Annotated in this window: 15 protein-coding genes; 12 read left to right on the top strand and 3 right to left on the bottom strand. The window is 37.7% G+C overall.

The window, feature by feature from the left end; translation table 11 throughout:
• The first annotated feature begins 2 nt into the window (after nt 1-2).
• The 4 genes from IE222_RS08475 to IE222_RS08490 all read left to right on the top strand — a co-directional run bounded on the left by IE222_RS08475 (nt 3) and on the right by IE222_RS08490 (nt 3,363).
• A complete protein-coding gene (locus tag IE222_RS08475; protein ID WP_191271739.1) occupies nt 3-1,511 on the top strand; it encodes a RecQ family ATP-dependent DNA helicase in 1,509 nt (502 codons plus the stop codon).
• A complete protein-coding gene (locus IE222_RS08480; protein WP_191271741.1) occupies nt 1,508-2,122 on the top strand; it encodes a type II CAAX endopeptidase family protein in 615 nt (204 codons plus the stop codon). The genes IE222_RS08475 and IE222_RS08480 overlap by 4 nt, the downstream gene beginning before the upstream one ends.
• Complete coding sequence (locus tag IE222_RS08485) at nt 2,115-2,810, top strand: LysM peptidoglycan-binding domain-containing protein (protein ID WP_191271743.1); 696 nt, start codon at nt 2,115-2,117, stop codon at nt 2,808-2,810. The genes IE222_RS08480 and IE222_RS08485 overlap by 8 nt, the downstream gene beginning before the upstream one ends.
• A 97-nt stretch (nt 2,811-2,907) precedes the next feature.
• Nucleotides 2,908-3,363: a YpbF family protein gene (locus IE222_RS08490; RefSeq protein WP_191271745.1), complete on the top strand. Its 456-nt coding sequence runs from the start codon at nt 2,908-2,910 to the stop codon at nt 3,361-3,363.
• 21 nt (nt 3,364-3,384) lie between these two features.
• Here the strand turns inward: IE222_RS08490 and IE222_RS08495 are convergent, their stop codons facing one another.
• The 3 genes from IE222_RS08495 to IE222_RS08505 form a co-directional block, all read right to left on the bottom strand.
• Complete coding sequence (locus tag IE222_RS08495) at nt 3,385-3,954, bottom strand: manganese catalase family protein (RefSeq protein WP_191271747.1); 570 nt, start codon at nt 3,952-3,954, stop codon at nt 3,385-3,387.
• 84 nt (nt 3,955-4,038) lie between these two features.
• Nucleotides 4,039-4,299, bottom strand: coding sequence for a spore coat protein CotJB (locus IE222_RS08500; RefSeq protein WP_191271749.1), 261 nt, complete (start codon nt 4,297-4,299; stop codon nt 4,039-4,041).
• Nucleotides 4,296-4,526, bottom strand: a complete 231-nt coding sequence (locus IE222_RS08505) for a spore coat associated protein CotJA (protein ID WP_191271751.1) — start codon at nt 4,524-4,526, stop codon at nt 4,296-4,298. The genes IE222_RS08500 and IE222_RS08505 overlap by 4 nt, the downstream gene beginning before the upstream one ends.
• Nucleotides 4,527-4,675: 149 nt before the next feature.
• Between IE222_RS08505 and IE222_RS08510 the strand changes: the two genes are divergently transcribed.
• From IE222_RS08510 to sleB, 8 genes are all read left to right on the top strand, one after another.
• Nucleotides 4,676-5,308, top strand: a complete 633-nt coding sequence (locus IE222_RS08510; protein ID WP_191271753.1) for a CBS domain-containing protein — start codon at nt 4,676-4,678, stop codon at nt 5,306-5,308.
• 135 nt (nt 5,309-5,443) lie between these two features.
• A complete protein-coding gene (locus IE222_RS08515; RefSeq protein WP_191271755.1) occupies nt 5,444-6,208 on the top strand; it encodes a metallophosphoesterase in 765 nt (254 codons plus the stop codon).
• 85 nt (nt 6,209-6,293) lie between these two features.
• Nucleotides 6,294-6,878 (top strand): genetic competence negative regulator, encoded by a 585-nt coding sequence (locus IE222_RS08520; protein ID WP_191271757.1) that lies wholly within the window; start codon nt 6,294-6,296, stop codon nt 6,876-6,878.
• Between the two features lie 504 nt (nt 6,879-7,382).
• Nucleotides 7,383-8,660, top strand: coding sequence for a Glu/Leu/Phe/Val family dehydrogenase (locus IE222_RS08525; RefSeq protein WP_191271759.1), 1,278 nt, complete (start codon nt 7,383-7,385; stop codon nt 8,658-8,660).
• A gap of 82 nt (nt 8,661-8,742) precedes the next feature.
• Nucleotides 8,743-9,717, top strand: a complete 975-nt coding sequence (locus IE222_RS08530; RefSeq protein ID WP_191271761.1) for a YpdA family putative bacillithiol disulfide reductase — start codon at nt 8,743-8,745, stop codon at nt 9,715-9,717.
• Between the two features lie 3 nt (nt 9,718-9,720).
• Nucleotides 9,721-10,677, top strand: a complete 957-nt coding sequence (locus tag IE222_RS08535; protein ID WP_191271763.1) for an asparaginase — start codon at nt 9,721-9,723, stop codon at nt 10,675-10,677.
• 128 nt (nt 10,678-10,805) lie between these two features.
• Nucleotides 10,806-11,495, top strand: coding sequence for a glutamic-type intramembrane protease PrsW (gene prsW / locus IE222_RS08540; RefSeq protein ID WP_191271765.1), 690 nt, complete (start codon nt 10,806-10,808; stop codon nt 11,493-11,495).
• 91 nt (nt 11,496-11,586) lie between these two features.
• Nucleotides 11,587-12,336: a spore cortex-lytic enzyme gene (gene sleB / locus IE222_RS08545; protein ID WP_191271767.1), complete on the top strand. Its 750-nt coding sequence runs from the start codon at nt 11,587-11,589 to the stop codon at nt 12,334-12,336.
• The last annotated feature ends 1 nt before the right edge of the window (nt 12,337 follow it).

The following is a 12,337-nucleotide window of genomic DNA, read 5'->3' on the forward strand; positions in this document are numbered from 1 at the left end:
AAATGGAGCTAGAAGACCTATTAAATAAATATTTCGGTTATACTGCTTTTAAAACAGGACAAAAGGAAGTCATTTCAGCACTGCTTAATGGCGAGAATACGTTAGCCATGCTGCCCACAGGAACTGGAAAATCATTATGTTATCAGCTGCCTGGGTATATATTTAAAGGGCACATATTAATTATCTCACCGTTGCTTTCTCTCATGCAGGATCAAGTGGACCAAATGAAGCGTTTCGGTGAAAAACGTGTAGTGGCACTTAATTCATTTTTAACTCATATAGAAAAAGAGCAGGTTCTGAATGTATTAAATCAATATAAATTTATTTTTATTTCACCGGAAATGCTGCAGGTACCTTATATTATCAAAAAGCTGCAAAGCTTATCGATTTCCTTATTTGTAATAGATGAAGCTCATTGTATTTCACAATGGGGTTATGATTTTCGGCCGGATTATTCAAAATTAGGTGAGATCCGTAAGTCTCTATGTAATCCCCTAACCCTTGCTTTAACGGCAACAGCAACGGTTAATGTGCGACAGGATATTATTCAGTCGCTTGGACTAAGTAAAGTAACAAAAGTAGAGTCAACAATTGATCGCCCAAATATTGGGTTTTATGTCGAGGAAATAGCAGATTATCGCGATAAAGAACGGCGTGTACTAGAGCTTGTTGATAGGCTGCCAAAACCGGGCATCGTTTATTTTTCTAGTAAAAAAGCCGCAGAACAAATGGCCGAACTGTTATCATATCAGCAGAATTACCGATCGAGTGTCTATCACGGCGGATTAGAGCAAGATTCGAGAATATTAATCCAACAGCAATTTATCCATAATCAGCTCGATGTCATCTGTGCGACAAGTGCCTTTGGCATGGGTGTCAATAAAGAAAATATCCGTTTCGTCATTCACTTTCATATGCCAATGCAAATCGAATCGTATTTACAGGAAATTGGCAGAGCGGGACGCGATGGGAATCCAAGTATCGCCATATTATTATATTCACCTGGTGATGAGCTTCTTCCAATCCAACTGGCTGAAGCGGAACTGCCATCTGATCAGCAACTAGACTGGCTTTTCAATAGAACTGACTTTGCGATAAGGACTAATAATAGAGGATTCAAACTAACCAACACATTAAAGGAGCTTGGCGGTTTTTCAGATGTACAGTGGCGGATTGTAGAAGATCTACTAAATCGTCCTATACAAGATACAAGCAGCCTTCAACAGATAAAGGAAATGCTTCAAGACTTTACGAAAAAAAGATTAAAAGCAAAAAAAAATAATATTTTTAGAATGAAGCAATGGATCGATACGAAATTCTGCAGACGGCAATTTATCTTGGAATATTTTAATGACCGGTTAATAACGGAGGTTAATCCATGCTGTGATAGATGCGGTCTTGACATTAGAAATTATCACTCAGCCGAGGATCGCCCGCAGGTAGAACTATTAGAAGTTACTTGGATGGATTATCTACGCAAACTATTAACCAATAGCGAGTTGAGTAAATGAAAAAGAAATATAATGAAATCATCTCCAGTTTATCTGATAAGGAATTACTTCAACACTTGTATTTGACACAAATCATCATTTTAGTTATTTCATTATTCTTAGGATGGATTTTATTTGATGATTTATCTTTTTTAAATTATTTTCGTCTGAATGACCCAAATATCTTTAAAATAGGGTTCGTTGCAGGAATTGCTGTGGTTCTGTTTGATATTTTGTTAATGAAATGGCTGCCACGACATTTTTATGATGATGGCGGTTTAAATGAAAGAATTTTTAAACATCGAAACATCTTTCACATTTTTTTCATTGCAGCCGTTGTTGCAATATGTGAGGAATTGTTATTTCGAGGAATAATTCAAACAAAAGTTGGACTTGTATTAGCAAGTATCATTTTCGCGATTATTCACTATCGTTATCTGTTTAATTGGTTTCTATTTGTTAATATTGTTTCACTGAGTTTTGTTATAGGTGTGATCTATCAGTGGACTGAAAATTTCGCTGTGACGATCATGATGCATTTTGTCATCGATTTATTACTAGGTATATATATTAAGTTTACACGTTCGCAAAAATTGGAGGATGAACAGGAGGGGGGCTGCCATAATGAATAAAGAAGAGCCATATAGACAACAAGCAGAACGATTAAAACAACGGATTCAAAAAATTAACGAGACTACAGAGGTTGATGACCAATTGCCTCCTCGGGAGCAGCTCCACCGTCGAAAGAAAAAGAAATTTAAATTGAAACTTAAATATCCGGTTATACGCCTGCTGGTGCTATTTTTTGTCTTACTTCCTGTTATTATTTTTAGTGCTATTTCTTATCTCGATGGCAAAAAAGTTAACCATGCTGAGACAACCACTGTCAGCCCTGTCGGCTACGAAACGATCAATCTCGACCAATCAAATGATGAGGAGGAGAAGGTTCAAGAAGAGCGGTCTAGGGATACGATTGAAGGAACTGGTGATTCGAAGGAGCCTGGCGAAGAAAGCGATGAACCTAAACAAGTTAATGGAAGTGAAAGCAGCACGGCTTCCCAACCTCTAAGTTCGCCTATTACTGAAGCAAAACAGGATCAGAATAAAACAGCGGAGACAGATAAAACCAAAAATCAAACCAATTCAAAGCCTAAAATGAGAATTATTTATCATAAAGTGCAGCCAAAAGAAACGCTCTATCGTATTGCTATGACCTATTATCATTCTCCAAACGGAATGGCAGTAATCAAAGATGCTAATCGTTTAAGCAGTGATCAGGTAAATGCCGGTCAGGTTTTAAAAATTCCAGTTTCTAATTAGCCGATCAGTTTTTGATCGGTTTTTTGTGTTTAAAATAACATAATCAATGGGACAAGGTCATAAGTATATAGGGAGAATGGAGAATGGGGGGAGATATATGGATACTCCAATTCAATTACTGGATAATACTGACCCTGCGACAAAGCAAATGTTGGAAAACTTAAGAAAAAGAAAAGTGAAATTTGACGTTGCGGAGAAACGCCATTTTATCTCTGTTTATGGAACTCTTGGTTTAGCCTTCTTATTTTTTTGTTATTTCTACTTTAATATTGCGAACCATTACTCCTACTCGTTCTTTGCGATGTTTTCGGCGTCATTAAAAGATTCAATGAATATGTTTTTACTAGCGGTGACACTGATTAGCTATGGGATGATGAACGTTTTAAGGCAGCAGAAGGACAAAAAAGAAAAGGAATACCAAGAATTGAGATGTGAAATTGTGAATCGAAGCACGGACTTATGGAAAGGTGAAAAAGAGTGGAAAAATCGGCATCTTATTTTTGAATTAATGAAAAAGCAATATGATATTAACCTATTTCATGAAAAAAAATAAGAGGCAGCTTAGTACTGCCTCTTAGAATATTTTTTTTCTTCCTTGCTCTTCTTTTAATATTTCGACGGCTTCCCGGAAACGCTGAGCATGAATGATTTCCCGCTCCCTTAAAAAACGTAAGCTGTCATTAATATCTGGGTCATCACTCATATTGATGATCCATTGGTATGTTGCTCTTGCTTTTTCTTCAGCGGCAATATCCTCATATAGGTCTGCAATTGGGTCACCTTTAGCCTGAATATAGGTCGCTGTCCAAGGAACACCGCCTGCATTTTCGTAATAAAGTGCCTTTTCATGGTTGGCATAATGCGCACCTAAACCAGCAGCCTTCATCTGCTCTGGAGTAGCGTCCTTTGTTAATTTATATACCATAGTGGCGATCATTTCCAGGTGAGCGAATTCTTCGGTTCCAATATCTGTTAAAAGGCCGATTACCTTATCTGGAATAGTGTACCGTTGATTTAAGTATCGTAAGGCAGCTGCCAATTCACCATCAGCCCCGCCATATTGTTCAATTAAAAATTTTGCCAGCATCGGATTACAGGTACTGACACGGACTGGATATTGCAGTTTTTTTTCGTATATCCACATAGATTCTATATCCCTCCCTCAATTAACATGAAGATTTCGGCTTAATTGCTTAGCAGATTATTAGCACATACATGCGTCCAACACTTACACTTGCCACGGCCAAGGGGAATCATTCCAGTTCCAAGGTTTTCCGGAATAACTATTCCCAAATTGCTGTAATGGTCCAAATTGGCTTTCAAACTGTTTTTTAATACGTTTTCGTTCCTGAACATAATGATTAAATTGATTAATTGCATCCAGGTCATCATTATGAGTATCCAAATATAGCGTCAGCTCAACTAAAACAAAATCAACCGCTTGAAGCTGCTCCATTAATTGATAATACTCAGCAGGCACCTGTTTCATGAAGGGACCCCCCAGTTCTTCTTTTCATAAGGACCATACCAAGGGTCATAAAAGGCTTTCCAGAGTGTGCCTGCTCGGAGTGCCTCCATCGGGGTAAATTGCGGAAGATTCGGCGGCTGAAAACCGATATATAAATGGGGCGGTGTGGAATAAGTTTTTTCAATCATTGGTTTACAAGGGTCAAATGGACTTACGTAAGGTTGATAGGATTTGTGATGAGTATGCATTAAATTACCCTCCCTTTTTGTTTAACATCATTTAATCATATGAAAACGTTTTGGCTGAAATGCCATAAATCTTTACTATATTAAAGGGTATTTAAGAGGTATATCGAAGTATAATAAAGTGAAAGTACTAATCCTTGAGGTGATGGGATATGTTTGTGAAACAGATGATGATTCCTAGGCATGAATGCATTACTGCCAGTGAAAATGAAACATTAAAGGATGCTTTAAGAAAAATGGAGCAGTATCAGATTGATGGACTGCCGGTTTTACAAGGCAATCGCTACCTGGGGGTTGTTACAAGATACGGTATTTATGAAAATTATTTTCTTTCCGACAAACAAAGGAATGAATACCTCACGACAACCCTTGTGAAGGAGATTGCCACTCATCAAGAAAAATATTTAGTCGGGGCAGAATTATTTGAAAAAACCATGCTTGATTTAAAGGATTTTCCGTTACTTGCTGTAGTTGATGAGAAGCATATATTTCAAGGGGTAGTCACTCGATCTGATGTAATAGGAGCATTTGAAAGTGCTTTTGGCGTAAATCGCCCTGGTGTTAGGATTGCCTTTACATCCGTTGAAACGGAGGGGAGAATTGCCCGCCTATCAGAAATTGCCCATCACTTCCATGAGCATATCATTTCACTTGTTACCTTCGATGAAACTGATAAACTTATTCGCCGAATTGTCATGAAAATTGAAAAGAAAGACAATATTGATAGGTTTGTTAAGAAACTTGAAGAGCATGGCTTTCGAATTTTAAGCATACAGGAAGTTTAAATGATTATTGGTAATTATCACAAATCCTTCTCAATTCTGTTCTATGGGAGGGATTTTTTGATTATATTTTATTCCATAGTTTTCGTTATGGTATGATTTCTCTAGATATAAATTAATGAAATGGAGCAATAGGCTATGAATATCATTTTATTATTCTTAATCTTATTCGGAGTCATCCTTTTTTTATACATGCTGCGTGAGGCGTTTTTGAATCGAGTGGAAGAACATAAATTTCATTTTGCGGATTTTCCAAAATCCTTTGGGACTGTCTCCATTTTCTTTATCTCTGATATTCATCGACGGACAATTTCGGATAGTATTATTGATAGGGTAAAAGGCAGGGCGGATGTAGTGATTATCGGCGGGGATTTAGCGGAAAAAGGGGTTCCCATCAAAAGAGTCAAAGCGAATTTATGTAAATTGAAGCATATTGCTCCTGTTTATTTTGTTTGGGGTAATAATGATTATGAAATCAATCATAACAAACTGATAAAAATGATGGAGGAGCTACAGATCAAAGTATTAAACAATACAGCAAGTACGTTTAATTCTGAAAAAGGAGAGAAATGGTGTCTGCTTGGTGTTGATGACCTTGGTCAAGAACGTGACCGACTTGATTTAGCGCTCAAGGCTGCAGACGATCAAGGGTTTAAAATTCTAATTAGTCACTATCCAGATATTACGGAAAAGATCCTCCCTGAACACGATATTCGACTTGTGTTAAGTGGTCATACACATGGCGGGCAAATTCATTTTCTTGGATACAGCCCGCAAAAAAGAGGAGGGGTAAAACAATTAGCTAACACAACAATTCTAATTAGTAATGGATATGGGACTACGGCTCTGCCGTTAAGGCTAGGTGCACCGGCAGAGTGTCATCTAATTTCCGTTTCTAGATGATAGTGCCGGTTTAAAAAGACAATTCACCAACGCTCCCTTAGGGCATACACTAAAACAAGAGTAGTCATAAGCAGGGGGCTAAAACATGCGCTTAGAACGCTTAACAGCAAATAAGATTAAAATATTTTTAACCTCCGATGATCTTATGGATCGGGGTCTTTCAAAAGAAGATATTTGGAAGGATGCAAGCAAATGGAATCAGCTTTTTCATGACATGCTGGAAGAGGCAAGCATGGAATTCAATGTAGATATTCAAGGAACTGTAGCGGTAGAAGTGTTTTCACTTCAGGCGCAGGGGATGATCATGATTATTACAGTTGAGGAATTTAAAGATTCCGATGAGGCATTACATGACGGCTTTATTGAAATGCAGGTAAGGGCCTGCGGTTTTGAGAAGCTGTTATTTGAATTTACGGAATTCGAAGATATTATTAACGTATCAAAAAGGCTCTCCTTGGCCTCTTTGTTCGGAGGAAGTATATTTTTCATGCATAACCGTTATTATTTGTTAATGGAAGATCAACAAGAAACGGAAAAAAACAAAATGGCTGCCTGCATATTATCGGAGTTTGGAAATGCCTCTATTCTTAGTCCGCATATTCTTAGTGAGTATGGAAAAATTATAATGAAAAATAAAGCTGTGGAAACAATCCTTCATTATTTCCATTAAATTATTCTTCGAGTATCTGATATAAAAAAAGGAGCGGCAAAAGGGGCTTGAGCCCCTCAGATTGTTGAGAAAGGGTATTTTTCTCGGCAATTTTTTTATTTTATCTGAGCATAATACCGTTATTTATTAAAAGATTGTCCATGCTAACAGGCCTGTTGATTTCCGCTCCGGGCCCGCGGAAAGCGAAGCCGCCTGGAGCGGAAAACAACAGACCTATTGAAAAGATTTTTTAAAAAAGATTATATCAATTAACGTGGTGAATTGTTTAAGAAATCATACAAAAATAAAAGGCTATCGAAGTTTTTCGACAGCCTGAGGGGCATGTGAGCCCCTTTTTTTACTGAAATTTATTATATTAAATAAACATAGAATGGCAACGTTTACATATTCACAAAATAAAACACAGAAAGAAAATTTTTATTCTTGCATTAATCAATTAAAGGTGTATACTTGTGACTGAAAGCGGACAACATTCGTAAAAGTGATTTCTTAGGAGGTTTACAAATGGTAGCCGAAAAAGGTACTGATAAGACTAATCAAGAGGAGCAGCATGATGTGTTGAAATCAACACAAACAGTGATTCATAAAGCTCTTGAAAAGTTAGGTTATCCAGAAGAGGTTTACGAGCTCTTAAAAGAGCCATTACGTATGATGACAGTTAAAATTCCAGTTAGAATGGATGACGGTTCTGTTAAAATATTTACAGGTTACAGGGCACAACATAATGATGCGGTGGGACCTACAAAAGGTGGAATCCGTTTCCATCCGGGTGTGACAGAGACAGAAGTGAAAGCCTTATCAATTTGGATGAGCTTAAAATGCGGTATTGTCGACCTGCCATATGGCGGCGGTAAAGGTGGTATTATTTGTGACCCGCGTGATATGTCTTTTAGGGAGCTTGAAAGATTAAGCCGTGGATATGTTCGAGCAATCAGCCAAATTGTGGGCCCTACAAAAGATATTCCTGCACCAGATGTATTTACAAATTCTCAAATTATGGCTTGGATGATGGATGAGTACAGTCGAATTGATGAATTTAATTCCCCAGGGTTTATTACCGGAAAGCCGCTAGTTTTGGGGGGGTCACATGGACGTGAGTCAGCGACAGCAAAAGGCGTAACAATTTGTATTCGTGAAGCTGCCAAAAAGAGAGGCATCGAAATCGAAGGTGCAAGAGTTGTCGTACAGGGATTTGGTAACGCTGGCAGCTACTTATCTAAATTCATGCATGATGCTGGTGCGAAAGTCGTAGGTATTTCAGACGCATATGGTGCGCTTTATGATCCAAATGGATTAGATATAGATTACCTGCTCGATAGAAGAGACAGCTTCGGAACAGTGACGAAATTATTTGATAACACGATTACAAATAAAGAACTTCTTGAATTAGATTGTGATATTTTAGTTCCGGCGGCTATTGAAAACCAAATCACTGAAGAAAACGCTCATAATATTCGTGCAAGTATCGTTGTTGAGGCAGCTAACGGTCCGACAACTTTAGAAGCAACACAAATTTTAACAGAGCGCGGAATCCTTTTAGTGCCAGATGTACTTGCATCAGCGGGCGGGGTTACCGTTTCTTACTTTGAATGGGTTCAAAATAATCAAGGTTATTATTGGAGCGAGGAAGAAGTCGAAGAGAAGCTTGAAAAGATTTTAGTGAAATCATTTAATAGTATCTATGACACTGCCCAGACACGTCGTGTAGATATGCGCCTTGCTGCCTATATGGTTGGTGTTAGAAAAATGGCAGAAGCAAGCCGCTTTAGAGGCTGGATTTAAGATTGAAATAATCGAGAAAAACTCCTATCATTATCAGGTAGGAGTTTTTTTTTGGAATGCTTTTATAAGGAGTGTAATAACCGTGCAAAATGAAGAGATTATCATTGTTGGTGCCGGTCCTTGTGGGCTCGCAGCCGCAATTGCATTACAGGAAATAGGGAAAAAGCCGCTCATTATTGAAAAGGGTAATGTTGTTAATTCAATTTATCATTATCCGACACATCAAACGTTCTTTAGTACCAGTGAAAAATTAGAAATTGGCGGCTTTCCATTTGTGACTGAAAGCTATAAGCCAAAGAGAAATCAAGCGCTTGTCTATTATCGGGAAGTAGCGAAGCGAAAAGATTTGCGGATTAATGCATACGAAGAAGTTATAAAAGTAGAAAAAGATGAAGAAGGCTTTTCACTCATTACCTCTAAGGACACTTATCATACTCGTTATATTGTAATTGCCACTGGTTACTATGATCATCCAAATTATATGAATGTTCCTGGAGAAACTTTACCAAAAGTATTTCATTACTTTAAAGAAGCTCATCCATATTTTGATAAGGATGTTTGTGTCATTGGAGGAAAAAATTCAAGTGTTGATGCGGCCATTGAACTTGTAAAGGCAGGAGTAAGAGTGACTGTTTTATATCGCGGCAATGAGTACTCTTCAAGTATCAAACCATGGATTTTGCCTGAATTTGAGTCATTAGTACGAAACGGTATTATCAGGATGCATTTTTCTGCACATGTAAAGGAAATTACAGAGGACAGTGTGATTTTTATTAAGGATGGAGTAGAAAGTTCAGTCGTTAATGATTTTGTTTTTGCCATGACGGGCTATCATCCTGACCACAAATTCTTAAAAACAATGGGTGTAGAGATTGATGAAGAATCCGGCAGACCAAAAATTAATGCAGAGACAATGGAAACTAATATTCCGGGAATTTATATCGCTGGTGTTATTGCGGCAGGTAATAATGCTAATGAAATATTTATAGAAAATGGCCGGTTTCATGGCGGAATAATTGCAAACGATATTGTAGAAAAAGAACAAAAGGGTGAATAACGATTGAAAAAAGTGGTTTTGTTAACAACTGGTGGAACAATTGCAAGTAAACCCAACAAGGATTCAGGTAAATTAGCCTCGGGTGCCTTAACAGGTGAAGAACTGGCTGCGATGTGTCAGCTGCCGGATGATATTGAGGTCATTGTTGATTCCGTATTCCAAAAAGCAAGCATTCATATAACATTTGAGGATTTATTAGTGTTAAAAGAGAAAGTTGATCATTATTTTGAAGATGAGTCCGTTAGCGGAGTTGTCGTTACTCACGGTACGGACACAATGGAGGAAACTGCCTATTTTCTTGATTTAACGATTAAAGACCATCGCCCTGTCGTGGTTACTGGTTCACAGCGTTCCCCCGAGGATTTAGGGAGTGATGTTTATATTAATTTACGACATGCGATTTATACTGCCTGCTCCAGTGATTTACATAATGCTGGAACGGTTGTTGTTTTTAATGAACGTATTTTTGCAGCAAGATACGTGAAGAAAGAGCATGCCTCTAATATTCAAGGGTTTAATGTATTTGGTTTTGGTTATCTAGGAATTATTGATAATGACCAAGTTCATGTTTATCAAAAACCGTTAAAGAGGGAATATTTCTCTGTTCAATCGCAGATTCCGCAAGTAGAGATCATTAAATGTTATATCGGTGCGGATGGAAAATTTATTAAAGCAGCAAGAGAAGCAGGGGTTAGAGGCATTGTTCTGGAAGGAGTAGGTCGAGGACAAGTAGCCCCGAATATGATGGATGAAATTGAATTAGCAATTAAAAGTGGGATAAAATTGGTTGTTACTACAAGTGCCGAAGAGGGTGCTGTTTATACCACTTATGATTATGTGGGAAGTGCCTATGACCTTTATAAAAAGGGAGTTATCCTTGGCAGCGATAATGACTCAAAAAAAGCGAGAATTAAATTAGCAGTTGCCCTTGCAAGCGGGTTAGATCAAATTGAATTTTAAACTTTTAATTTTGTAAAAAATATCCAATTTTTCTAAAGAAAACAGCAGGAAAGATGAATCTTTCATTTTATACATCCCTGGTTTCATGGTACGATTAAGAAAATGGATTTTATGAAAAGAGGTTCATCATGCTGGGAATCTTATCTGCCGGAATTGCCCCCGGATTAGCCTTGCTCAGTTATTTTTATTTAAAGGATGAATATGAACCAGAACCGATTTCGTTTGTGCTGCGGACATTTCTGTACGGGGCTCTGCTTGTGTTTCCAATCATGTTTATTCAGCATGTACTCGTAACGGAGCATCTGGTTAAATCTGATCTTTTTGATGCCTTTTTTAGCACAGGACTATTAGAAGAATTTTTTAAGTGGTTTGTCCTTTTTTATGCTGTTTATCAGCATGTTGAATTTGATGAGCCATTTGACGGAATTGTGTATGGAGTTGCCGTATCGTTAGGTTTTGCTACGATTGAAAATATTTTTTATTTAGTTGCAAATGGTGTAGGCCACGCCATGACCAGAGCACTATTACCTGTTTCCAGCCATGCACTTTTTGGTGTGATTATGGGTTTTTATCTTGGGAAAGCAAAGTTTACTGGAGGATTGAAAGCAAAATGGGTTTTTCTTTCGTTGTTCATTCCTTTTATTCTTCACGGGCTGTATGACTTTATTCTCCTTACTTTAGAACATTGGGTATATATTATTTTTCCGTTTATGATTTTTCTCTGGTGGTTTGGTTTAACAAAGGTTAAAAAAGCCAAGATATTAAGTGCCAATCATTTTAAAAAACAATATGGCGTTCAAAAAACCCTTCATTCTTGATGAAGGGTTTTTGTATTTAATGGAATAAAAATACCGATATAACAGAAAATAGAGTTACTGTTAAAAGATTTACAATGGGGGTTCATGTTCCATGAATAAAAAAACGTTGTTTAGAATGATAATAGCTGCTTTATTATTTTGCGCTTCTATGCCATTTATCCAGGTCAATAAAGTTCAAGCCTTTTCCAATCAGGTCATCCAGCGTGGAGCAGTTGGTGAAGATGTAATAGAGCTGCAATCAAGACTGAAATATATTGGCTTCTATACCGGAAAAATTGATGGGGTTTTTGGCTGGAGAACTTACTGGGCCTTACGAAATTTTCAGTATGAATTTGGCCTTCCTATTGATGGGCTAGCAGGGGCAACAACAAAAGCAAAGCTCGTGAAGTCAACAAAATATACGAAAGGAAATAATGCTCAAGTAAACAATGGAAATGCTAATAAAACAAACAATAAGGCAACGGCTGTTAATATTCCGAAGGGCTTCTCGCAAAATGATATCCGATTAATGGCCAATGCTGTTCACGGTGAATCAAGGGGAGAGCCATATATTGGACAAGTGGCAGTTGCTGCAGTTATCCTGAATCGGGTAAATAGCTCTTCATTCCCGAACACCGTTTCTGGTGTCATCTTTGAACCTGGTGCATTTACAGCAGTTGCAGACGGACAAATTTGGCTCACTCCAAACGAAACATCCAAAAAGGCAGTTATAGATGCTATTAATGGCTGGGATCCAACAGGAGAGGCCCTCTATTATTTTAATCCTGCAACGGCAACAAGTGCCTGGATATGGTCAAGACCGCAAATTAAAAGAATTGGACAACATATTTTCTGCAAGTAGA

Source organism: Neobacillus kokaensis (assembly GCF_014656545.1).
Taxonomy (GTDB): Bacteria; Bacillota; Bacilli; order Bacillales; family Cytobacillaceae; genus Neobacillus; species Neobacillus kokaensis.